Source organism: Rhodococcus sp. 06-221-2, assembly GCF_002258365.1.
In the GTDB taxonomy this organism is placed as follows: Bacteria; Actinomycetota; Actinomycetes; order Mycobacteriales; family Mycobacteriaceae; genus Rhodococcoides; species Rhodococcoides fascians.
Window position 1 is genome coordinate 67,649 of record NZ_NOYJ01000012.1, and the last position, 22,966, is coordinate 90,614.

23 protein-coding genes are annotated in these 22,966 nt (G+C 64.9%); 17 read left to right on the plus strand and 6 right to left on the minus strand.

All coding sequences use genetic code 11. The features are described 5' to 3' along the window. Positions 1-1,050 carry an ABC transporter ATP-binding protein gene (locus tag CH281_RS06785; RefSeq protein WP_256983390.1) on the plus strand — a complete coding sequence of 350 codons (1,050 nt, stop codon included), beginning with the start codon at positions 1-3 and terminating at the stop codon, positions 1,048-1,050. Between the two features lie 51 nt (positions 1,051-1,101). On the opposite strand, the gene CH281_RS06790 is transcribed toward CH281_RS06785, so the two are convergent. Next, complete coding sequence (locus tag CH281_RS06790) at positions 1,102-2,505, minus strand: MDR family MFS transporter (protein WP_027495827.1); 1,404 nt, start codon at positions 2,503-2,505, stop codon at positions 1,102-1,104. A 63-nt stretch (positions 2,506-2,568) separates the two neighbouring features. Between CH281_RS06790 and CH281_RS06795 the strand changes: the two genes are divergently transcribed. Both CH281_RS06795 and CH281_RS06800 read left to right on the plus strand, forming a co-directional pair. Then, on the plus strand, positions 2,569-3,453 hold the full coding sequence (locus CH281_RS06795; RefSeq protein ID WP_094693567.1) for a phosphoribosylaminoimidazolesuccinocarboxamide synthase: 885 nt from the start codon (positions 2,569-2,571) through the stop codon (positions 3,451-3,453). Then, positions 3,450-5,579, plus strand: coding sequence for a S9 family peptidase (locus tag CH281_RS06800; protein WP_094693553.1), 2,130 nt, complete (start codon positions 3,450-3,452; stop codon positions 5,577-5,579). The genes CH281_RS06795 and CH281_RS06800 overlap by 4 nt, the downstream gene beginning before the upstream one ends. A gap of 40 nt (positions 5,580-5,619) precedes the next feature. Here the strand turns inward: CH281_RS06800 and CH281_RS06805 are convergent, their stop codons facing one another. Both CH281_RS06805 and CH281_RS06810 read right to left on the minus strand, forming a co-directional pair. Continuing rightward, positions 5,620-6,294, minus strand: a complete 675-nt coding sequence (locus CH281_RS06805) for a response regulator (RefSeq protein WP_027495830.1) — start codon at positions 6,292-6,294, stop codon at positions 5,620-5,622. Then, the gene (locus CH281_RS06810) at positions 6,291-7,784 is read right to left on the minus strand and encodes a sensor histidine kinase (protein ID WP_230073743.1); all 1,494 of its coding nucleotides are present in this window, start codon (positions 7,782-7,784) and stop codon (positions 6,291-6,293) included. The genes CH281_RS06805 and CH281_RS06810 overlap by 4 nt, the downstream gene beginning before the upstream one ends. Before the next feature lie 233 nt (positions 7,785-8,017). Here CH281_RS06810 and CH281_RS06815 point away from each other — a divergent pair, with 233 nt between their 5' ends. From CH281_RS06815 to CH281_RS06835, 5 genes are all read left to right on the plus strand, one after another. Further along, positions 8,018-9,418 (plus strand): cation:dicarboxylate symporter family transporter, encoded by a 1,401-nt coding sequence (locus CH281_RS06815; RefSeq protein ID WP_032371343.1) that lies wholly within the window; start codon positions 8,018-8,020, stop codon positions 9,416-9,418. Between the two features lie 131 nt (positions 9,419-9,549). Next, positions 9,550-10,059 (plus strand): glutathione peroxidase, encoded by a 510-nt coding sequence (locus tag CH281_RS06820; RefSeq protein ID WP_027495833.1) that lies wholly within the window; start codon positions 9,550-9,552, stop codon positions 10,057-10,059. A 55-nt stretch (positions 10,060-10,114) separates the two neighbouring features. After that, entirely contained in the window at positions 10,115-10,816 is a 702-nt protein-coding gene (locus CH281_RS06825) for a DUF2334 domain-containing protein (RefSeq protein WP_094693569.1), read from the plus strand. Between the two features lie 181 nt (positions 10,817-10,997). Continuing rightward, complete coding sequence (gene thiM, locus CH281_RS06830) at positions 10,998-11,801, plus strand: hydroxyethylthiazole kinase (RefSeq protein ID WP_094693571.1); 804 nt, start codon at positions 10,998-11,000, stop codon at positions 11,799-11,801. Positions 11,802-11,984: 183 nt separating this feature from the next. After that, the gene (locus CH281_RS06835; RefSeq protein WP_094693555.1) at positions 11,985-12,611 is read left to right on the plus strand and encodes an LppP/LprE family lipoprotein; all 627 of its coding nucleotides are present in this window, start codon (positions 11,985-11,987) and stop codon (positions 12,609-12,611) included. Here the strand turns inward: CH281_RS06835 and CH281_RS06840 are convergent. After that, positions 12,608-13,246: an MBL fold metallo-hydrolase gene (locus CH281_RS06840; protein ID WP_032367483.1), complete on the minus strand. Its 639-nt coding sequence runs from the start codon at positions 13,244-13,246 to the stop codon at positions 12,608-12,610. The genes CH281_RS06835 and CH281_RS06840 overlap by 4 nt on opposite strands. Before the next feature lie 100 nt (positions 13,247-13,346). On the opposite strand from CH281_RS06840, the gene purS reads away from it, so the two are divergent. Genes purS through CH281_RS26770 form a run of 5 tightly spaced genes read left to right on the plus strand, consistent with a single transcriptional unit; the run spans position 13,347 to position 14,993 of the window. Next, positions 13,347-13,583 carry a phosphoribosylformylglycinamidine synthase subunit PurS gene (gene purS, locus CH281_RS06845; protein ID WP_032371340.1) on the plus strand — a complete coding sequence of 79 codons (237 nt, stop codon included), beginning with the start codon at positions 13,347-13,349 and terminating at the stop codon, positions 13,581-13,583. Beyond that, positions 13,580-14,257, plus strand: a complete 678-nt coding sequence (purQ, locus tag CH281_RS06850; RefSeq protein ID WP_027495839.1) for a phosphoribosylformylglycinamidine synthase subunit PurQ — start codon at positions 13,580-13,582, stop codon at positions 14,255-14,257. The genes purS and purQ overlap by 4 nt, the downstream gene beginning before the upstream one ends. A 34-nt stretch (positions 14,258-14,291) precedes the next feature. Next, on the plus strand, positions 14,292-14,642 hold the full coding sequence (locus CH281_RS06855; RefSeq protein ID WP_032381631.1) for a VOC family protein: 351 nt from the start codon (positions 14,292-14,294) through the stop codon (positions 14,640-14,642). Between the two features lie 7 nt (positions 14,643-14,649). Next, on the plus strand, positions 14,650-14,835 hold the full coding sequence (locus CH281_RS06860; protein WP_032381632.1) for a hypothetical protein: 186 nt from the start codon (positions 14,650-14,652) through the stop codon (positions 14,833-14,835). Then, entirely contained in the window at positions 14,832-14,993 is a 162-nt protein-coding gene (locus tag CH281_RS26770) for a hypothetical protein (protein ID WP_155289028.1), read from the plus strand. Before CH281_RS06860 ends, CH281_RS26770 begins: the two co-directional genes overlap by 4 nt. Before the next feature lie 25 nt (positions 14,994-15,018). Here CH281_RS26770 and CH281_RS06865 read toward each other — a convergent pair whose 3' ends face one another. After that, positions 15,019-15,909 carry a hypothetical protein gene (locus CH281_RS06865; RefSeq protein WP_072692061.1) on the minus strand — a complete coding sequence of 297 codons (891 nt, stop codon included), beginning with the start codon at positions 15,907-15,909 and terminating at the stop codon, positions 15,019-15,021. Positions 15,910-15,964: 55 nt separating this feature from the next. Here CH281_RS06865 and CH281_RS06870 point away from each other — a divergent pair, with 55 nt between their 5' ends. Beyond that, positions 15,965-17,239: a M18 family aminopeptidase gene (locus CH281_RS06870; RefSeq protein WP_032367507.1), complete on the plus strand. Its 1,275-nt coding sequence runs from the start codon at positions 15,965-15,967 to the stop codon at positions 17,237-17,239. Positions 17,240-17,371: 132 nt separating this feature from the next. Here CH281_RS06870 and CH281_RS06875 read toward each other — a convergent pair whose 3' ends face one another. Next, on the minus strand, positions 17,372-18,136 hold the full coding sequence (locus CH281_RS06875; protein ID WP_256983391.1) for a nucleoside phosphorylase: 765 nt from the start codon (positions 18,134-18,136) through the stop codon (positions 17,372-17,374). Between the two features lie 103 nt (positions 18,137-18,239). Between CH281_RS06875 and purL the strand changes: the two genes are divergently transcribed. The 3 genes from purL to CH281_RS06890 all read left to right on the plus strand — a co-directional run bounded on the left by purL (position 18,240) and on the right by CH281_RS06890 (position 22,962). Continuing rightward, positions 18,240-20,531 (plus strand): phosphoribosylformylglycinamidine synthase subunit PurL, encoded by a 2,292-nt coding sequence (gene purL, locus CH281_RS06880; protein WP_032367486.1) that lies wholly within the window; start codon positions 18,240-18,242, stop codon positions 20,529-20,531. Positions 20,532-20,662: 131 nt separating this feature from the next. After that, positions 20,663-22,339: an alpha/beta hydrolase gene (locus CH281_RS06885; RefSeq protein ID WP_230073742.1), complete on the plus strand. Its 1,677-nt coding sequence runs from the start codon at positions 20,663-20,665 to the stop codon at positions 22,337-22,339. Further along, on the plus strand, positions 22,336-22,962 hold the full coding sequence (locus CH281_RS06890) for a CPBP family intramembrane glutamic endopeptidase (protein WP_230591140.1): 627 nt from the start codon (positions 22,336-22,338) through the stop codon (positions 22,960-22,962). The genes CH281_RS06885 and CH281_RS06890 overlap by 4 nt, the downstream gene beginning before the upstream one ends. Positions 22,963-22,966: the final 4 nt, after the last annotated feature.

The following is a 22,966-nucleotide window of genomic DNA, read 5'->3' on the forward strand; positions in this document are numbered from 1 at the left end:
ATGGTGATGTCCGATCTCGTTGCCTCGTACGGCAGTACGACGGTGCTGCACGGAATCGATCTCGACCTCGGCGACGGTGAGATGCTCGCCGTTCTCGGACCCTCAGGCTGCGGCAAGACGACTCTGCTGCGATCGATCGCAGGCCTGCACCGTATCGACGCGGGCCGCATCACCGCCGACGGGCGCGACCTCTCCGTCGCCGGGCGTGTTCAGGTGCCACCGGAGAAGCGGGGAGTAGGCCTGATGCCGCAGGAAGGTGGACTGTTTCCACATCTGACGGTGCGCCGAAACATCGAATTCGGTTTGCGCACAGGGTTCGTGCGGCCGTACCTGTCCGGCCGAGCCGAACGGGCCCGACGCGTCGACGAGATGCTCGAGCTCGTCGGACTGCCCGACGCCGGTGCGGTTCGACCCAGCGAACTCTCGGGCGGGCAGCAGCAGCGGATCGCGTTGGCGCGCGCGTTGGCCCCGGCTCCGTCGGTGGTGTTGATGGACGAGCCGTTCGCTGCTCTCGATGCAGGTCTGCGGACCTCGATTCGGCAGGACGTGCGAGAGTTGTTGCTCACCAGCAAGACCGCGTCGATTCTCGTCACCCACGATCGGGCCGAGGCTCTGGGCACCGCGGATCGGGTTGCGGTTCTGCTGGGCGGGCGCTGTGCGCAGGTCGATACGCCGCGTGCACTGTACGAGCGGCCCACCACGCCGGCTGTGGCGAGCTTCGTCGGCGACGCCTATTACGTCGACGCTGCCGCGCGCGACGGTTGGGTCGACACCGTTCTCGGTCGTCTCGAATCCACCACCAGGGCAACGGGTATGGGGCAGGTCTTGCTCCGGCCCGAACAGTTGGTGGTCTCGGAGCGCGAGGACGGCGAATTTCTCGTCGAACACGAAGTGTTCACCGGCCCCGAATGCTCGGTCACTGTGCGACACCGCGATACCGGGCTCCGGCTGCGCGTCGTCGCTCGGGCCTGCGACCGATTCGCTCCCGGTACAGCCGTGAAGGTCTCGGTGACCTCACCGGTGCACTGGTTTCCGCGTTCGGTGCGTTGATGCCGTGACGCAGGGTTCCGGTCGCGGTACGCGGCGGGACCAGTGGGCGAGTTATCGGGCCGTGCGCCTGGGCATGAACACCGCAGCGACAGTCATCAGGACGGCGGCGACCAGCACTCCGATGAAGACCAGATGGATGGCGTCGGACAGTTGTTCGGGTTCTGGATCTCCGGACACACGGGCGTTGACGATGGCACCGAACACCGCGACGCCGACGGCGCTACCGAGTGAACGGGCGAACATGTTGGTGGAGGTGACGACGCCGCGTTCGGCCCACTCGACGCTCGACTGTGCGGCGATCAAGGTGGGGCTCGCGATCAACCCCATGCCGAGGCCGATGACGAAGCACATCGCCGCGACGTGCCAGATCTGCGAATCGGCGTCGAGCAGAGTCGTCAGTGCCGTACCCACGATCCCGATCGAACCGCCGACCACTGCCGTCGTGCGGAAGCCGAAGCGCAGGTACACCCGCCCGGACTGGGATGCCGCGATCGGCCAGCCGAGGGTCAGCGTGGACAGCGAGAAGCCGGCGATGATGGCTCCGGTGCCGAACACGCCCTGTACGAAGGTCGGGACGTAGGACGTCAGTCCCAGGATCAATGCGCCGACGAGCAACGAGATGAAGCTGCTGACCACAAGCACCCGCCGGGTGAACACCCACAGCGGCAGGATCGGCTCCTCGGCGCGGGACTCGACCCATGCGAACACCGCCAGCAGTAGGAAGCCCACGACGAAGATCGCGATGCTGATCGGCGAACCCCAGGCCCAGGACTGGCCGCCTTCGAGCAGGCCGAGGAGCACCATCGTCGCGCCGACGGTGAGCAGAGCGGCACCGAGGTAATCGATCTTCGGCTTGGCGCGTTCGACAGCGCCTTCCTCGAACTTGCGCAGCAACATGAACGCCGCCACCGCGCACAGCGGAATGTTGATGAAAAAGATCCACCGCCACGACAGGTACTCGGAGAAGACGCCACCGAGGGCGGGGCCGAGCACCGAAGAGATCGCCCACACGCTGGCCAGGTAGCCCTGCACCTTGGCGCGCTCGGGCAGCGTGTAGATGTCGCCCGCGATGGTGATGGACATCGGCTGGACGGCACCCGCGCCGAGTCCCTGAATCGCGCGGAAAGCAATCAGAGCAGGCATGCTCCACGCCAGGCCGCACAGAATCGAGCCCAGGCAGAACACCGCGATGCCGAACACCATGATCTTCTTGCGCCCGAACAGATCGGACAATTTGCCGTAGAGCGGCACCGAGACAGCCTGTGCCAGCAGGTAGATCGAGAACAACCACGGGAACTGCGCAAACCCGCCGAGGTCGCCGACGATGGTGAGCACCGCAGTGGCGATGATCGTCGCGTCCAGCGCAACCAGCGACGAGCTGAGCATCAGCGCGATCAGGATGGGACCGCGTTCGGAGCGGAATCCGATGTCCGGGGTCGATTCGGTCGTTGCCATTGCTACTCATTGTGATCCCTGCCCGCCGACGTGGCGGCACCGGCCCAGATAGTGTTGAGCCTCGTGCGACCATCACTGAGTAGCTACGAGCATCTGGCCGGCGGCAAGGTCCGCGATCTGTACACGATCGACGACGCGCATCTGCTGCTCGTCGCGAGCGATCGAATCTCGGCCTACGACCACATCCTCGACACCCCGATCCCGGACAAGGGACGTGTGTTGACGGCGATGAGCGTGTTCTTCTTCGAGGAGCTCGGCGGCGTCAATCACCTGGCCGGTGATCCGCTCGACGAACGCATCCCCGCCGAACTGATCGGCCGCGCCCTGGTGGTGAAGAAGCTGAACATGGTGCCGATCGAGTGCGTTGCTCGCGGCTATCTCACCGGATCCGGGTTGGCGGATTACAACGCGACCGGTGCCGTGTGCGGCGTCGAACTGCCGCCCGGCCTGATCGAATCGAGCAAACTCGACGAGGTCATCTTCACTCCTGCCGCCAAGGCCGAACTGGGCGAGCACGACGAGAACATCACGTTCGACCAGGCCGTCGAACTGGTTGGTGCCGAGCTGGCCTTCAAACTCCGCGAAGACACCATCGAGATCTATTCGCGTGCAGCCAACTTCGCTCTGGAACGCAGAATCATTCTCGCGGACACCAAGTTCGAGTTCGGGACCGATGCCGACGGCAACCTCGTTCTCGCCGACGAGGTGCTCACCCCCGATTCCTCGCGCTACTGGCCTGCCGATTCGTACGAAGAGGGTCGCGTTCAGCCCAGTTTCGACAAGCAGTTCGTTCGCGACTGGCTGACCGGCGAATCCGGCTGGGACCGAGCGTCCGACACCCCACCGCCACCGTTGCCCGACGACGTCGTCGCCGCAACGCGCAGCCGCTACATCGAGGCCTACGAGCGCATCTCGGGCCTGAACTTCGACGATTGGGTCACGCCATGACGATCACCCCTCCCATTGCCAAGAAGGTGCCGCAGGGGCGCACCCATCACGGCGACACGTTCATCGACAACTACGAGTGGTTGCGCGCCAAGGAAGACCCCGAGGTGATCGCCTACCTCGAAGCCGAGAACGCGTACACCGAGCAGCAGACGGCCGGACTGGAAGCACTCCGCGGCAAGATCTTCGACGAGATCAAATCGCGCACCCAGGAGACCGACCTGTCCGTGCCGACGCGCATGGGCCAGTGGTGGTATTACTCGCGCACCGTCGAGGGTAAGTCGTACGGCCTCCAATGCCGTTGCCCCGTCGACTCTCCCGACGACTGGACACCGCCGACGCTGTCTTCCGACGTGGACGTGCCGGGGGAGCAGATCCTGCTCGACGCCAACGTCGAGGCGGAGGGTCACGACTTCTTCTCGCTCGGGGCATTCTCGATCAGCCTCGACGGCACGTTGCTGGCGTATTCCACCGACACCGAGGGCGACGAGCGGTACACGCTGCGTTTCAAGAACCTCGAGACCGGTGAACTGCTCGCCGACACCATCGAGAACGTCGCGCCGGGTGCCACCTGGACCGCCGACGCCACGCATGTCTTCTACCTGACGGTCGACGAGTCCTGGCGTCCCGACACCGTCTGGCGGCACACCCTCGGTAAGGCCGAGGACGTCAAGGTCTTCCACGAGCCCGACGAGAGCTACTGGGTCGGATTCGGTTCCACCCGTAGCGAGAAGTACCTGATGATCTGGGTCGGCTCGAAGATCACCTCCGAGTGCCTCGTCCTCGAATCCACCGATCCCGAGGGCGAATTCCGCGTCGTGCTGCCGCGCACGGACGGCATCGAGTACAGCATCGAACACGCCGTCGTGGCCGGTGAGGATCGCTTCCTGATCACCCACAACGGCTCGGTCAACGGCTGGGGCACCGAGGGGGAGAAGGCCGAGAACTTCCTGCTCGCCGAGGCCCCGGTCAGCGATCCACTCGATCAGCGCATTCTGGTTCCGCATCAGAGCGACGTCCGAGTCGAGGACATCGACGCCTTCGCCAGCCACCTGATCTTCACCTACCGCCGAGAAGCGTTGACCCGCATGGCGATCTGGCCGCTGACCGACGAGGGATACGGTGAGTATCGCGAGCTCGAATTCGACGAGGAGCTCTACTCCGTCGGTGCGGGTTCGAACCCGGAGTGGGATCAGCCGCTGCTGCGGATGGTCTACACCTCCTTCATCACGCCCGGTCAGGTGTACGACCTCGACATCGCCAGTGGCGAACTGCTGCTCCGCAAATCGCAGCCGGTTCTCGGTGAGTTCGATGCCGGCGACTATGTGCAGCACCGAGAGTGGGCGACCGCGCCGGACGGAACACAGATTCCGCTGTCGGTCATCGCTCGCAAGGACGTCCCCGAGGGGCCTGCTCCCACGCTGCTGTACGGCTACGGATCGTACGAGGCATCGATGGACCCGTCGTTCTCGGTGGCGCGTCTGTCTCTGCTCGACCGCGGCATCGTCTTCGTCGTCGCACACGTGCGCGGCGGCGGTGAGATGGGTAGGCACTGGTACGACCAGGGCAAGACGCTGCAGAAGAAGAACACCTTCACCGACTTCATCGCTGCCGCACAGCATCTGATCGACACCGGCCGTACCTCACCGAAGCATCTGGTCGCCGACGGCGGAAGCGCAGGTGGTCTGCTGATGGGCGCGGTGGCCAACCTCGCACCCGAGCTGTTCAACGGCATCCTGGCCAACGTTCCGTTCGTCGACCCACTCACCTCCATCCTCGACCCGTCGCTGCCGTTGACGGTGATCGAATGGGACGAGTGGGGTAACCCGTTGGCGGACAAGGAGGTGTACGACTACATGAAGTCGTACAGCCCCTACGAGAACGTCGAGGCCAAGGACTACCCGTCGATCCTCGCGATCACGTCCATCAACGACACCCGCGTCCTGTACGTCGAACCGGCCAAATGGGTTGCGGCCCTGCGTGCCACGAAGACGGGTGACTCGGACCTGCTCCTCAAGACCGAAATGAGCGCCGGACACGGCGGAGTCAGCGGACGCTACGAGAAATGGAAAGAAGCGGCTTTCGAGTACGCGTGGATCGTGAGTGCGGCTGGCGCCGCAGTGGAGTGATCAAGCGCCCCAGGGGGCACTCAACCACACCACTGGCGCGTCAGCGCCACACATAGCGGACCTGCGGTCGCCCGGCTTTGCCGTATTCGGTGTGCCGGGTGACCAGGCCGTCGTCGGCCAGTCGTTCGAGGTAGCGCCAGGCCGTCACCCGGGATACGCCGACAACCTTGGCCGCCTCGGAGGCGTTGAGGCCGTCGACGGATTGCTTGACGCTGGCGGTGATGCCGTCCATCGTCTGTGGGGCAATGCCTTTGGGGGTGGAGACGCGTTCGTCGGCCGTGCGTAGATGCGCCATCGCACGGTCGATGTCTCGTTGACTCGACGCGTTCTCGCCGGCGGGTAATGCATCGTGGAATTCGCGATAGCGCTCGAGCTTGTCGCGGAACGCAGCGAACGTGAACGGTTTGAGCAGATACAGCACGATGCCGTGCGCCACTGCGGAACGAACTACCGACAGATCACGTTCGGAGGTGATCGCAATGACGTCGGGGCTCGGACGTAGACCGCCGAGCGCCGCAGCGACGTCGATGCCACTGGCGTCGGGCAGGCCGATGTCCAGCAACACCAGATCGACGGGTTCGGTGCTGGCGAATCGCATGGCCGCAGCGCCGGTGTGTGCGACGCCGGCAACGTCGAAACCGGGCGTCCGCTCGACGTACGTCTTGTGTGCCTCGGCGATGAGCGGTTCGTCGTCGACGATCAGTACGCGGATCACGACGTCGCTCCCGGGATGGTCGCAACCAACACCGACCCGTACGTCACTTCCGAGGTCAACGTGCCACCGTGCCGCGTGATCACCTGCGTCACGAGCGCGAGGCCGAGTCCGCGAGATCCGGATTTGGTCGAATATCCGCGCCGGAGAGCAGCTTTCAGGGTTTCCGGTGGCATGCCGGGACCGCTGTCGGCCACCCGGACGACGAGTTCGCCGTCGGCGTCGCGGACCGTCACTTCGACCCACGGCTGGTCGGATTCTTTCGAGGCATCGATCGCATTGTCTATCAGATTGCCTACCAGCGTCACCAATTCGCGAGCAGTCAGAACCCCTTCGTGTTCCATCGCCGTGTCGTCGGTGATCGTCAGCTCGACGCCCTGTTCGGCAGCCTGGCTGACCTTGCCGAGCAACAGCGCCGCGAGCGCAGGCTCGCCGACCGCGTTCATCAACCGGTCGATGAGCGTCTGCGAGAGTTCGAGGTCGGCCGTCGCGAATTCGACGGCTTCTTCGGGCCGACCGAGTTCGACCATCGTGATGACCGTGTGCAACCGATTCGCCGCCTCGTGCGCCTGCGAGCGCAGTGACTCCGCGAAACTGCGCACCGAATCCAATTCGCCCATCAACGAACGCAACTCGGTCTGATCGCGAATCGTCAGGACGTTACCCAGGCGTTTGCCCTCCCACATGACCGGATCCTGGTTGACGACGAGTACACGATCTTTCGTCAGATGCAGCTCACCGCGGACGATCCCGGTGTCCATCTGTTGCATCGACTCCGGCAACGACGTCAGCGATACCGGCCCGTCCGGTAGGTCGAGAAGGCGTCGGGCCTCGTCGTTGACCAACTCCGCCTCGTCGCTGCGTCCGAACACCAACAGGCCCTCGCCGATGGAATGCAGAACGGCGTCGTGATGCTCGTACATCGTCCGCAATTCGGCCGGAGCCATTCCCAATGTCTGACGCCGTAGCCGGCGGCTGAGCAGCGTCGAACCGGCCGCGGCCACGACGAAGGCCGCGAGCACGACTGCGAGGATCAACGGCAGGCCTTGCAGGAACTGATCGCTGATCTTCTGTCGAGTGACTCCAGCGGACACGAGACCGACGATCTCGCCGTCGGTATCGGTGACGGGTGTGACCGCTCTGATCGACGGGCCGAGAGAGCCCACGTACGTCTCGGTGAACGTCTCGCCGAGCAGTGCGCGATCGATGTTGCCGCTGAACGGTTTACCGATCAGGTCGACGGTGGTGTGCGTGAAGCGGGTGCGATCGGGAGCCATGACGACGATGAAATCGACCCCGGTGACCTGCCTGATCTTCTCCGTTTCCGGCTGCAGACGAGACGTCGGGTCTTCGGATTCGATGGCCAGCGGCGTCGACGGTTCGTTGGCGATACTCACCGCGATCGCCGTCACCTCACGTCGGGTGGCGTCGTCGCTGTTGGACCTCTCGTTGAGGATCGTCAGGATCCCGCCGGCGAGAACGACGACGGCCATGACGACCAGTTGCAGGACCAATACCTGGCCCGCCACACTCAGCGGCCGCTTCGAGGACAACACATTCCTTTCGGACAAGAAACATCGATGTGAACAGAATGAACGTATAGGTGACTCCAGTCACTGGGTGCAGCAACATCATCTCTCAGCAGGGGTGACCCACCTCACTCCACTCCGGCGATCACGAAGCCACCAGCCACATTCACGCACCACCGGAACACTAAGGAACGTCCATGACTATCAGCACCGACGCTGAGCGGAACGACAATCCGTCGTCCGAGCCGAAGAAGAAGCGCGACAGAACGCACTGGCTCTACATCGCGGTGATCATCGCCGTCATCGCCGGCATCATCGTCGGGCTGGTGGCCAAGGATTTCGCGTCCGACCTGTCGATCCTCGGCACGCTCTTCGTCAGCCTGATCAAGATGATGATCAGCCCGGTCATCTTCTGCACCATCGTCCTCGGCATCGGATCGGTACGCGCCGCAGCCAGCGTCGGCCGAGTCGGCGGCCTGGCGCTCGCTTACTTCATCGGCATGTCGACCATCGCCCTCGGTATCGGCATGGTTGTCGGCAACCTCATCAAGCCCGGTGACGGCCTGAACATCACGCCGAACGACGCCGGACTCAAGCTCGCCGACACCGCCCACGAGGCGGGCGGGACGATGGACTTCATCGCCGGGATCATTCCGACATCGCTGCTTTCGTCGCTGACGGCCGGTTCTGTTCTGCAGACGCTGTTCGTCGCCATCCTCGTCGGTTTCGCACTGCAGGCCATGGGCAAGCAGGGTGAAGGCATCCTCAAGGGCATCGGCGCAGTACAGAAGCTCGTCTTCCGCATCCTGACGATGATCCTGTGGCTCGCCCCGATCGGTGCCTTCGGTGCCATCGCCGGTGTCGTCGGCAAGACCGGCTTCGACGCAGTGATTCAGCTCGGCACTCTGATGCTGGCCTTCTACATCACCTGCTTCATCTTCGTATTCTTCTTCCTCGGCCTGATTCTCAAGTTCGTCTCCGGCTTCTCGATCTTCAAGCTGGTCAAGTACCTGGCCCGGGAGTACCTGCTCATCGTTGCCACGTCGTCCTCCGAATCGGCCCTGCCGCGTCTGATCGCCAAGATGGAGCACGTCGGAGTCGAGCGCACCACCGTCGGCATCGTCGTCCCCACCGGTTACTCGTTCAACCTCGACGGCACCGCGATCTACCTGACCATGGCCTCGATCTTCATCGCCGACGCCATGAACATGCCGCTCTCCATCGGGGAGCAGTTCTCGCTGCTGCTGTTCATGATCATCGCCTCCAAGGGCGCAGCCGGAGTGTCCGGAGCAGGCCTGGCGACTCTCGCCGGCGGCCTGTCGAGCCACCGCCCGGAACTGCTCGACGGTGTTCAGCTCATCGTCGGAATCGACCGGTTCATGTCCGAGGCTCGCGCCGTCACCAACTTCTCCGGTAACGCCGTTGCCACTCTGTTGGTCGGTACGTGGACCAAGACGATCGACGCAGCCCGAGTCACCGAGGTGCTCGACGGCAAGCACCCGTTCGACGAGGAGACCATGGTCGACGACCACCTCCCCGAGGACGACCGGCCTGCCGACAAGCAGGTCATCATCGAGAAGAACGCCGCCAAGGCATAAGAACCTGCCGGGCGACGCGCATCCCCCCGTCGCCCGGTTCGGAAGAACGCAAGTACGGCCCTGCCACCAGCGGGGTCGTACTTGCTTTTGTGCGTCGGTTCCATTCTGTCGGTACTCACAGGTAAGTTCGGATGATGACTGAAGTTCAGAACATCGGCATCAACACGCTGGGTGGTGCGCCCACCTCGCTCGACGAGTACGCCGGACGGGCCGTCCTCGTGGTCAATGTCGCATCCAAGTGCGGACTGACCCCGCAGTACGAAAAGCTGGAGAAGCTCGCCAACGAGTACTCCGCCAGTGGCCTGTCGGTCGTCGGGGTGCCGTGTAACCAGTTCGGTGGCCAAGAGCCCGGCACCGCCGAAGAAATCGAAACTTTCTGCTCCACCACGTACGGCGTCACGTTCGCGATGACCGAGAAGGTCGACGTCAACGGTGACAACCGGCACCCCCTCTACGCCGAACTGACCAAGACCGAGGACGCCGACGGCACCGCCGGAGACGTTCAGTGGAACTTCGAGAAGTTCCTGATCTCCCCGGATGGCGTCGTCACCAACCGGTTCCGCCCGCGCACCGAGCCGGACGCACCCGAGGTCCTCGCCGCGATCGACAAGATCCTGCCGAAGGAAACGATCGCCGTTTAGCTTCTGTCTGCATCGACGTCGAGCCTCGTTCACGCTGGTGTGCGAGGCTCGAGTCATGTCTGGACGCCTGATCGTGTCGGTGAGCGGAATCAAGAACGACACCTACGAGCATGCCGCCGAGTTCGCGCGAGAACTCGACGGACGGGGCGTCCCGCTGTCGCTGCTCGTCGCACCGCGCCTGAAAGACAAATACCGTCTCGCAGCCGACGTGCCCACCCAGGAGTGGTTGCGGGCCCGACGCGACGGCGGCGACGCCATCGTTCTGCACGGCTACGACCAGGCCGCGACGAAGCGTCGACGCTCCGAATTCTCTGCACTGCCGCGTCACGAAGCTCGACTGCGCTTGATGGCCGCCGACCGCGTCATGGAACAGACCGGCCTGCGTACCCGAGTGTTCGCCGCTCCGCGCTGGATCGCCTCACCCGGAGCCATCGAGGCGCTCCCGGATGCAGGATTCCGAATGATCGCCTCGCTCAACGGTATTCACGACCTCGACCGCGACGGCACCATCCGCGCCCGGGTCTGGGGAATCGGCGAAGGCTTCAAAGCCGAACCCTGGTGGTTCAAAGCACTCGTACTTGGGGCCGGCCGCACCGCCCGACGCGGGGGAGTGGTGCGCCTGGCCATCAGCGCCAAACAACTCGGACGCCCCGCGCCCCGACAGGCAATCCTCGATGCCATCGACCTCTCCCTGCACCACAACGCCGCAGCCGGAGTCTACGAATGGATCCCGCGCACCAAAACTCGCGTGGCCTGACTCCTCGCTGCCTCACCCCGCCCCGCCCCAACCCCCGCCCCGCCCCCGGCTTGCTCTGTACCTCCAATTGGGATCAATGTGGCTTTCAGTCACTCAGATTGCAAGAAAGGCGCATTGATCCGAAGGGGTGGGGTGGTCCATTGACGCGAACGGGGTGGGAGCGGTCGTAGACTCGACAGCGATGAATGCCTTGAGTGTGACCCTGGACGACATCGTTGCCGCGCATCGACTGCTGCGTGATCGCAATCCGCTGGTGCAGTGTCTGACCAATACGGTGTCGGTGCAATTCGTCGCAAATGCCCTGCTCGCGGCAGGTGCGGCTCCGGCGATGGTCGACAATCCGGAGGAAGCGGCCGGCTTCGCCGAGATCGCCGACGCGGTGCTGGTCAATCTCGGAACTCCGACGGCCGCGCAGGTGGAAAGTTCTCGTCTGGCGTCCGCTGCCGCGCGAGCAGCGGGGAAGCCGTGGGTACTCGATCCGGTGGGCGCGGGCGGTCTTCCCTGGCGGACTCAGGTGGCCGTCGAGCTACTTGCCAATCGGCCCAGCGTGATTCGCGCGAATGCTTCCGAGGTGATGGGACTCGCGGGCGCTGAGGGTGGATCGCGGGGCGTGGATTCGTCTGCGCACGTGGCGGATTCCGTCGACGCGGCGCGTTCTCTCCTCGACCGCGCCGAGGTCGTAGCGGCCTCGGGCGAGGTCGACCACATCTTCGCGCAAGGCTCGACGGTGAAGATCGGCGGCGGAAGCGCACTGCTGCAACGAGTTACGGCCACCGGATGCGCGTTGGGTGCGCTGACGGCTGCGTACTGTTCCGTTTCTCCGTCTGCGTTGATCGGTGCCGTCGCCGCGCACGCGCACGTGGCGGTCGCGTCGGAGATTGCGGCTCGCTCGACGTCGCGTCCGGGTACCTTCGCTGCTGCATTCTTGGACGGACTCGACGCGGTGGACGAGTCGGCACTGCAGGAATTGGTTCGGCTCGACTGACGAGTGCAACTGGCGCTCCACTCTGTGGCAGCTTCCGCCTGAAATACCGCGGACCGGGCGGGGAGTGGAGCAAGAATCGCCTGCGCTGGCAGGGTTCAGGCCCCTTGATCGAAATGAGATGTAACGGAACATGTTTGCGAGGGGACATACCTGGCGTCGGGCAAATCGAACCAGGCGGTCTTCATGAAACGACTTCTGCTCCTCGCAGTAGGTGCAACAGCTCTCGTCGCGTGCAGCGGATCGGAGCAAGGAACGCCGTCGGCAGCACCGTCCTCGGCCGTTCCGACGACCACGGCGACGAGCTCGGTGACGGTGACACCCGACCCGGCCACCGTGACCGAGGGAGCGCAGCCGCAGCGAACGCCACCCGAGGAGGCCAGCGACCTGGTTCCCATGGGTCCGTCGGAAGCCGAGCCGCTGTGCCTGGATCTGACGTGGGGGCCGGTACCGCAGGCGGTGGACTCGCTGCCGCTCGTGTTCGCAGATTCACCGTGGGTCGCCACCGACATGGGCGATCCCTGTGCGTCGTTCACCTGGGTCGAAGCCCTCCCGTACGGCGCGACGGTCAGCTCGCCGACGCATCTGCTCTTCTTCCACGACGCCGAGTACCTCGGCACCGCGACGCTGGAGCCGTACGGGTTCACGTCGGTGGCGGCACAGTCCGCCGACACGATCACAGTGAACTACCGCTGGCCACTCGCCGATGACGCCAATGCGAACCCGACCGGCGGACCGGCGACGATCGACTACCAGTGGGACGGAACGCAAGTGACCATGATCGGCACCCTCCCGCCCGAGGTCACCGGCTAGATCGAGACGGACGATTCCTCGGGGAGTTCGCGGATTTCGGCGTCGGACATCTCCTTGAAGCGTCCGTAGTAGATGCCCCTCGCCTGTTCCGCGACGACGGCCTGGTGAATGGGGAACGCCATCCTCGGTGCCACCGCACGGAGGAATTCGACCGTCTCGGACAGCTTCGACCACGGCGCTGCCGCGGGCAATGCCAGTACCTCGACCTGTTGCTCGGGAACGAACAACGAGTCACCCGGATGGAACAGTTGCCCCGGGTTCTCCGGAGTACCGAGCAGATAACCGGTGTTGTCGATCTCCGGCAATTCCGGATGGATGACGGCGTGCGTGCCGCCGACTCCGGTGACGGTGATGCCGCCCACGGAGAAGTCCTTGCCCGCCGGGGCCGCGATCCATTTCCCTCCGAGCTGGCCTGCCGTCATGGGATCGGCGTGCAGCTCGGCGCGGGGATTGGCGTCGAGAAGCGCGGGAAGTCGCTGCAGATCAACATGATCCGGGTGCTGGTGAGTGACCAGGATGGCGTCGAGCCCGGTGATGCCCTCGAATCCGTGAGAGAACGTGCCGGGATCGAACAGCACCGTGGTGCCGTTGAGTTCGACCAGAACGCAGGAATGTCCGAAGTGTGTCAGCCGCATGCACCCCACAGTAAGCGCGGTTTCACTCCGCTGGCCAGGGCTGCGTAGACTCCCACCTGCCGGTAACTGTCTTGCTGTACGTATTTCAAGGAGCGCTTTCGTGGCCCGAGTCGTAGTCGATGTCATGCCCAAGGCCGAGATTCTCGATCCGCAGGGTCAGGCCATCGCAGGTGCGCTGGGCCGGCTGGGAATCTCCGGTGTGTCCGATGTGCGTCAGGGCAAGCGCTTCGAGCTGGAGATCGACGATTCCGTCGACGACGCCGAACTCGAGAAGATTGCCGAATCGCTGCTCGCCAACACGGTGATCGAGGACTGGAAAGTGACCCGCATCTCATGAGCGCCCGCGTAGGAGTCATCACGTTCCCCGGAACTCTCGACGACGTCGACGCATCCCGCGCCGTGACTCTCGCCGGCGGCGAAGCCGTCAGCCTGTGGCACGCCGACGCCGATCTGAAGAACGTCGACGCCATCGTCGTCCCCGGCGGATTCTCGTACGGCGACTATCTGCGAGCCGGTGCGATCGCCCGCTTCGCTCCCGTGATGGAGTCCGTCGTCAAGGCGGCAGAGGGCGGGATGCCGATCCTGGGTATCTGCAACGGTTTTCAGGTGTTGTGCGAGGTCGGACTGCTTCCCGGAGCGTTGACGCGCAACGAGGGCCTGCATTTCGTGTGCCGCGACCAGTGGTTGAAGGTCGAGAATGCCGGCACGGCATGGTCGTCGCGATACGAGCAGGATGCCGAGATCCTGATTCCGGTCAAGAACGCCGAGGGCCGATTCCAGGCATCGCAGAGCGTGCTCGACGAGCTCGAAGGTGAAGGGCGGGTCGTGTTCCGCTACAGCGGGAGCAACCCCAACGGCTCGCAGCGCGGTATTGCCGGAATCTCGTCGGCAAACGGTCGGATCGTCGGCCTGATGCCCCACCCCGAGCACGCCACCGAGCCGTTGACCGGCCCGAGCGACGACGGGCTCGGCATCTTCTACTCGGCACTGGACGCGATCGTCAACGCCTGATTTTCGTGTCGGTGGGTGGGTCTAATCTTCCGCCATGACACTGACCCTGGGCATGATCACGTTCGATTCCACCGACCCGGGCCCGCTCGCTCGCTGGTGGGCCTCACAGGTCGACGGATCGATCGTCGAGGAGAACGACGGCTGGTTCTACGTCGTCGCCCTCGCTTCGGCCCCGTATCGACTGGCCTTCCAGAAGGTCGACGACCCGTCGCCGGGTAAAAATCGCGTCCACCTCGACGTGACGACCGAGAACCTCGACGACGAGGTCTCTCGGCTGGTCGAGTCGGGTGCGAGCGAGGTCGAGCAGCACACCATGGGTGACTTTCGCTGGGTGACGCTGAGCGATCCCGACGGCAACGTGTTCTGCGTATCCGGGGCGCACTGAGCTGCAGATGCCCGCCCAATCGTGGGTCACCCTCGTCGTCGGCGTTCTGGCCGTCGTCGGGGTCGCTCTCATCGCCAGCACCGAACGCAAGGTGCTGCTGGCCGTTTCGGGCCGGTCTGCACGTCGCGCACTGGCGCAACCGCGCGAAACCGAGGACACTCACGGCGAGAGCGAGCAAGAGGACCCGCGATGACCACCACCGACGAACGCAACATCAAAGCACCACGGCCAACGGTCGCCGCTGCCGCTGCCCGCGCGTACATCACCATGGCCGAACGCGATTATCAACCCGTACCCGACTGGATTCGCGACGCTGCAGCGGGACGACCGACCACTCCGCCGCCTGAATAGCGGGTCTGTCGGCACGTGTTCGCAGTCAGGCCGCGCGTGCGCGTAGTTCGGTCAACGCTGAGGTGAAGATACCCGTAGGCCCGTGCGTCACGTCGCAATACTCGCCGTCTCGCCAGAAGAACACCGAGCGCGACAGTGGGCTCGGTGTATCGCGAGAGAACACGTCGGCCAGCTCGGCGAGTGCGGTGGCTGCCGCGACTGCGTCGTCGGCGTCGCGGGGCCGATGAAAGGCGAATTCGTACGCGTTGGGGACGGCGAAGAGTACGCCGTACAGGCATTCGCCCAGATGCGACGAAATCAACGTGGTCATATCGGCGATCTTCGACGCGAGATAGATCGAATCGCCGTCGAGCACCTCGATGCAGACCCCCTCGCGTTCGAGCAACTGCGCTCCCTCGAACTCGATCGCCGCAGTGTTCTTGCGACCCGCAGCCCACGCAGCGTCGATGTCGCGCCCCTCGAAGTGACTGTCGGACAACGTCAGAGCTCGATTCGGAGACGACAGATTCAACACCCGCCTCGGCGCATCGGGTGCCGCGAGCAGGGGAACCGAATAACTGTACGAACCCATCGATTCCAACACGCACGGCGCGACGACGCGTTCACGGAGTTTCGAATGGAACTCGTCGTCGGACAGGCCTGCGATGAACGCCGGAGCGGACTCGCGCATCGCCTCGATCATGACCTGGACATGGCCGCCGATGATGCTGTCCCACGCCGACCGGGGCGCACCCGAGCAGCGGGCGAACACGTTGTCGAGCGGGAAGCGTGCACCCGACTCCGCGCCGAGCGTGGTCGCATCCTCACGGTGCACCACCATTCCGCGGGTACGAAATGCTTCGATCGTTTTCATTCGAACGATGGCGAGTGTGGTTGCGTGAGCGACGTGTTGGTTCGGTGTCGGCTCGATCTTCATGTTTCTCCCCCGGTCGGTGTGTGCTCTCGGGGTGTTCGACGCGGCGGCTGACACAATGGTTCCCATGTCGTCCTCTGCCTCTGCTGCCGGTCTCTGCAACTTCGTCGACGTCTCGCCGTCCCCGTTCCATGTGTGTCGGACGGTGTCGGTGCAGCTCGAGGACGCCGGATTCGTGCGTCTGGACGAGACCGATGCCTGGCCGACGGAAGCGGGCCGCTACTACCTGATCCGCGGCGGCTCACTCGTTGCCTGGAGCACCGAGCGTGAGGGCCCCTTCCGCATCGTCGGCGGACACACCGACAGCCCCAATCTCCGGGTGAAACAGCATCCTGATCTGGAGTCGGCGGGTTGGCAGATGGTCGGGCTGGAGCCGTACGGCGGTGCCTGGCTCAACTCCTGGCTCGATCGCGACCTGGGTATCTCCGGCCGGCTCAGCGTGCGTGACGGCAACACCGCCCGCGAGGTACTCGTCAAGGTGGACGAGCCGATCCTCCGAGTTCCGCAGCTCGCGATTCACCTGTCCGAGGACCGCAAAGGTGTCACGCTCGATCCGCAGCGACACGTCAATGCCATTTGGGGAGTGGGTAATTCGCCACGGTCCTTCGTCTCCTACGTCGCCGAGCGAGAAGGCGTCGATCCCGGTTCGGTACTGGGCTGGGAACTGATGACACACGACCTGGCACCCAGCGCGGTGGTAGGAGTCGAATCCGAGTTGGTCAGTGCGCCGCGTCTGGACAATCAGGGCACCTGTTACGCCGGAACGCAGGCTTTGCTTGCGGCAGTGGAGAATCCGACCGACGTCACTCCCGTGTTGGCTTTGTTCGACCACGAGGAAGTCGGCAGTATGTCCGACCGTGGCGCGTTCTCGGACCTGCTCAACACCGTGCTCGAACGCATCGTGCTCGGGCGCGGCGGCGGTCGTGAGGAATTTTTGCGCACGATGGCCGGATCCATCTGTGCCTCGGGCGATATGGCGCACGCGACGCATCCGAACTACCCGGATCGTCACGAGCCTGCACATCGCATCGAACTCGGCGGCGGACCGGTACTCAAGGTCAACCAAAACCTGCGCTACGCAACCGATTCCGCCGGTGCCGGTGCATTCGCACTGGCCTGCGAGCAAGCCGACGTACCGTTGCAGCGCTACGTTCATCGCGCGGATCTACCGTGCGGATCGACCATCGGACCGATCACCGCGTCGCGCACCGGGTTGTCGACGGTCGACGTCGGCGCAGCGCAACTCGCCATGCACTCGTCCCGAGAGTTGATGGGAGCCGGCGACGTGAAGGCATACGCCGACGCGTTGGCGGCTTTCCTCGCCCCTGCCTGAGCCAGATCGGCGTCGCAAACGCGCGCGCATTCGTCAGGTGCGCGGAGTTTCGTGCCCGATTCCGGGGCAATTCGGCTCGCGTCTGGCAAACGCGAGCGCGTTTGCGAGATCAGGGGGGGGTGGGCCGAAGACCTAGATCGGATCGAGTTGCAGGCAGGCGTCGGCAGCGAGCCAGAACAACTGTTCGCGCACCGTTGTTGCCTTGGTCCAGCCGCGGTGATCCCAGTCGGCGGCCAGGGAGTCTCCCGCGTACAGCAGTTGCGCGAATCGGACTCCACGGAATCGGGCGACTGCGCAGAAGGCCGACGCTTCCATGTCGACCGTTCGGCAGCCTTCCTCGACGCGGCGCGAGACTCGGCCGCGGGTTTCGCGGTAGAGCGCATCGGTGGTCCAGGAGCGGCCGGTGACGAAGTCGATTCCGGCGTCGGTGAGTACCGACTGGAGTACGGCGACGCCTGCGGGATCGGCGTCGACCACTCGACCGGGTGGCAGGTAGTGGAACGAGGTGCCCTCGTCGCGCAGGGCGCTGTCGACCACCATGACGTGTCCCATGCCCAGGTCGTCGGACAGCGCGCCGGCACCGCCGACAGCAACGAACTGTGTGCAGCCCATGGCGATGGCTTCTTCGAGGAACAGTGCGGCCAGTGGCGCGCCGACGCCGGGATGGAAGACGGCAAGTTTCTGTCCGCCTCGTTCGATCTCGTAGACGGGGTGTTCGCCGTGCTCGGAGCGCATGATCGACACCACTCGGGCGTCGCCTTTCGCGCAGATGCTCTCGATCACCTCGGCGAAGAAACAGACGACGGCTTTCGGCGGTACGTCGACTCCCTTGGCCACCATCGACGGGTCGATGACGCCCGTTTCGTCCAGATCGTCCTCGGTCAGTGCAATGTCCATCAGGTGATGTTCGCACGAGGCCGATACGTCCGATGCCGTACATGTCGGCGGCACCTTATAGACTCTCCCTGGCATTTCGCTCCATCGAAGGGACCTATTCCTCGTGTCCGCTAGCTCTGTACCCACAGACACTGTCTCGAACGCCGTCGCCACCCCCGACGTTGCGCAGCCGTACAAGGAACTCGGACTCAAGGACGACGAATACGTCCGCATCAAGGAAATCCTCGGCCGCCGGCCCACGGACGCCGAATTGGCGATGTACTCCGTCATGTGGAGCGAGCACTGCTCGTACAAGTCCTCGAAGGTGCACCTGAAGTACTTCGGCGAGACCACCACCGACGAGATGCGCAAGCCGATGCTCGCCGGTATCGGCGAGAACGCGGGCGTCGTCGACGTCGGCGACGGCTGGGCCGTCACGTTCAAGGTCGAGAGTCACAATCACCCGTCGTACGTCGAGCCCTACCAGGGTGCGGCGACGGGCGTCGGCGGTATCGTCCGCGACATCATGGCCATGGGCGCTCGCCCGATCGCCGTCATGGACCAGCTGCGATTCGGTGCTGCCGATGCACCCGATACGCGCCGTGTCCTGAGCGGCATCGTCGCAGGCGTCGGTGGGTACGGAAACTCCCTCGGCCTACCGAACATCGGCGGCGAGACGGTGTTCGACGCCTCCTACGCCGGTAACCCTCTGCTCAACGCCCTGTGTGCCGGCGTCATGCGGGTCGAGGACATGCACCTGGCGTTCGCGTCGGGCCTGGGTAACAAGATCATTCTGTTCGGTGCACGAACGGGTCTCGACGGCATCGGTGGCGTGTCCGTGCTCGCGTCGGAGACCTTCGACGGTGACGAGACCGGTGGGGGCCGCAAGAAGCTTCCCGCGGTTCAGGTGGGCGATCCGTTCACCGAGAAGGTGCTCATCGAAGCCTGCCTCGAGCTGTACTCGAACAAGCTCGTCGTCGGCATCCAGGACCTCGGTGGTGCCGGGTTGTCCTGCGCCACATCGGAACTCGCGTCCGCCGGCAGTGGTGGCATGCACATCGAGCTCGACAAGGTGCCGATGCGCGCCACCGGCATGACTCCGGCCGAGGTGCTCTCGAGCGAATCCCAGGAGCGCATGTGCGCCGTGGTGACCCCCGAGAACGTCGACGCATTCATGGCCGTCTGCAAGAAGTGGGACGTCCTGGCCACGGTCATCGGTGAGGTCACCGACGGCGAGCACCTCCAGATCACCTGGCACGGCGATACCGTCGTCGATGTACCGCCGAAAACCGTTGCGCACGAAGGCCCGGTGTACAACCGTCCGGTGCAGCGTCCGGATACCCAGGACGCGTTGATCGCGAACAGCACGGCGTCGCTGAAGCGTCCGGAAACCGCGGACGAGCTGAAGGCAACTCTGCTGAAGATGATCGGCTCGCCGCAGCTGTGCAGCCGCCGATTCATCACCGAGCAGTACGACCGCTACGTTCGCGGCAACACCGTGCTGGCCGAGAACGCCGATGCAGGCGTCATCCGCATCGACGAGAAGACCGGTCGCGGAATCGCTTTGGCCACCGACGCGTCGGGCCGCTACACCGCACTCGACCCGTACCAGGGCGCGCAGCTGGCTCTGGCCGAGGCGTTCCGCAACGTCGCGGTCACCGGCGCCACTCCCAAGGCCGTCACCAACTGCCTGAACTTCGGTTCTCCGGAGGACCCGGGTGTCATGTGGCAGTTCCAGCAGGCCGTACGCGGTTTGGCGGACGGGTGTGTCACCCTCGGCATCCCGGTCACCGGCGGCAACGTCAGCTTCTACAACCAGACCGGCGCGGAGCCGATCCTGCCGACCCCCGTGGTCGGAGTGCTGGGCGTCATCGACGACGTCCATCGCCGCATCCCGACCGGGCTCGGCCTCGAGCCCGGCGAGACACTCATCCTGCTGGGGGAGACCCACGACGAGTTCGACGGGTCCATCTGGGCGCAGGTCGAGCACGATCACCTCGGCGGCGTTCCGCCGAAGGTCGATCTCGCTCGGGAGCAGTTGTTGGCAGACATCCTGCTCGCATCCTCCCGCGACGGCCTGGTCTCGGCTGCACACGACCTGTCCGAGGGTGGTCTCGCTCAGGCCGTCGTCGAGGCAGCCTTGGCCGGCGAAACCGGTTGCCGCATCATCGTTCCCGAAGGCGCAGACCCGTTCGTGACCTTGTTCTCCGAATCCTCCGGCCGGGTGCTGGTCGCCGTGCCGCGCACCGAGGAGACCCGGTTCACCGGCATGTGCACCGCACGCGGACTTCCGTGGGCGCGCGTCGGCGTCGTCGACGAGGGCTCGGATTCGATCGAGGTCCAAGGGCAGTTCTCCGTGCCGATGACGGAACTGCGGGAGACGTTCGAGAGCACTCTTCCCAGACTCTTCGGCTGACCGAGGTGGGGGGACAGGTATCGGAGCGTCGAAGGGGGACCGAGCCCACACTCGAGCAGGATCAGCATCATCGGTATCACTTTCCGACGGTGGAGTTCTCGGCTCCGTCGCCGGAGAAGCATCCGTTCGTCATGTGGTCGTGGGGCCTGCTGCGTCTGGACTTCACCGGAATCGCGTTCAGCGCGTTGTTCTTCTGCTGGTCACTGACGCCGTCGCTGCTGCCTCGTGGATGGCTGTTCCAAGGCATCATCGGCGGCATCAACTCGGCTATCGGGTACGCCTTCGGGGTGGCCGTGGGATGGGCGGTGACGCGATGGTGGCTGTCCTCGCGCTCGTGGTGGCCGTTGCCGCGCAAGGTCGAACTCGCAGTCAAGGTGGTCGTACTCGTCGTCGCCGTCGCTGCGTCGATGATCATGCTGGCGGTCTCGGCGCAGTGGCAGCGTGAACTCGCCGCGCTCATGGACGCGGAGGGGACCACCACGACGGGGTACCTCCGCACCGGAGCGTTGAGCATTGCCATTGCCGCACTGCTCATCTCGATCTCGCGGGTGCTACGCGACGTCGTCCGATTGCTCGCCCGTCAGATCAATCGCATCGTCAAGATGCCACGCGAAGTGGCCAACGCACTCGGCGTGATCGTCCTGGTGGTTCTGGTCGTCGCCCTGGTTCAGGGTGTGCTGCTGCGTGCGGTCTCCGAGGTGACCAACTCGGTGTTCAGTCTGCAGAACAACGAAACGCGAGAGGGCACAGAACAACCCGTCGCCGACGAGAGGTCGGGTAGCCCGAACTCGTTGGCACCGTGGGACACACTCGGATTCGAGGGCCGCAACTTCGTCTCCAGCGGCCTGCGAGCCGACGAGATGGAACGGGCCACCGGACGTCCGAGCCTCGAACCCATTCGGGCCTACGCCGGACTGGAAACCGCGGAGACTCAGGACGAACGACTCGACATCGTCGTCGCCGAACTCGAACGCACCGGCGCGTTCCAGCGCAAAGCGCTCATCGTCGTGCCGACCACCGGCACCGGCTGGGTCAACCCCACCGCCGTCGAGGCCGAGGAGCTGATGTTCGACGGCGATGTCGCCACCGTCGCCTCTCAGTACTCGTATCTGCCGAGTTGGATCTCGTTCATCGCCGAGGGCGACAAAGCCGCCCAGGCAGGCAAGGCGCTGATCGACAAAGTGCACGACCGCTGGCTGCAGGAGCCCGAGGCCACCCGCCCCAAGTTCTACGTCTACGGCGAAAGTCTGGGGACGAAGTCCGGTGAAGGCGCGTTCGACGGGTTGGCGGACATCCGCGCCACCACCGACGGCGTCCTGTGGGTGGGTCCGCCGAACGACAACCGCATCTGGAGTCAGTTCGTCAGCAGGCGTGATCCGGGCAGCCCCGAGGTTCGGCCGGTGTACTCCGAGGGCCTGACGGTTCGCTTCGCCGACAATTCGTCGGGCATCCCGCCGGAGGATCAGCCCTGGTACGCCCCGCGCATCCTGTACGTCCAGCATGCGTCGGATCCGGTGGTCTGGTGGTCACCGGACCTGCTGTTCGAGCGTCCGGACTGGCTGTCCGAGCCGCCGGGGCCGGACCGACTGCCGAGCATGCGTTGGTTCCCGGTGGTGACGTTCTGGCAGGTGGCAGCGGACCTGACCAATGCCGCGGGCGTCCCCGACGGCCACGGTCACAACTACGGAACCCTCGTGCTCGACGGCTGGGTGGCCGTCGCCGCCCCCGAAGGCTGGACCGACCGCGACACCGAACGAGTGCGCGGCGTCATGGAGCAATTCGCCGGACGTGACGGTCCCGAGAAGTGAGAACCGCTCTGGCAACCGGAGTGGAGCCTGCGGAACGACCCATTCTGACCGGACTCGTGACAACGGCGTGGAGCACGTACGTGCTGCCTGCGGCCGGGCTCGGAGCCCGCGGGCGGGCAGTGGCCAACGCGTCGTTCGCCGTCGCTGTGGCTGCGGTGTCGGGATCGAATGCCGAACGGCTGGGCCTGCGTAACGCCGCATCCGGGCTGAAATGGGGTGCGGCTGCGGCAGCGATACCCGTCCTGGGGTCTGCGGTGGTGGCCGCCGTACCCGCACTGCGTCGACGCGTCCGTCCGTCCGAGGACGATCTCGCGGAGTGGGTGCTGTTTCGGATTCCGGTGGGGACGGTGCTGACCGAGGAGTTGCTCTTCCGCGGTGTGCTCGATGCGGCATCGCCTGCCCTGTCGCCGGTCTTCTTCGGACTGTGGCACATTCGTCCCGCCCGCGCCGCCGGGGATTCGGTGGCCGGGACCGTTGCCGCGACGACCGTCGCCGGGGTGGTGTTCTCGTGGCTGCGGGCGCGCAGCGGCAGTGTGCTCGCCCCTGCTGCGCTGCACTACGCACTCAACGCGAGCGGTGCCGTGTTGGCGCATCTCGCGGCTACCGAACGTGAGAGGAGCTGACCGG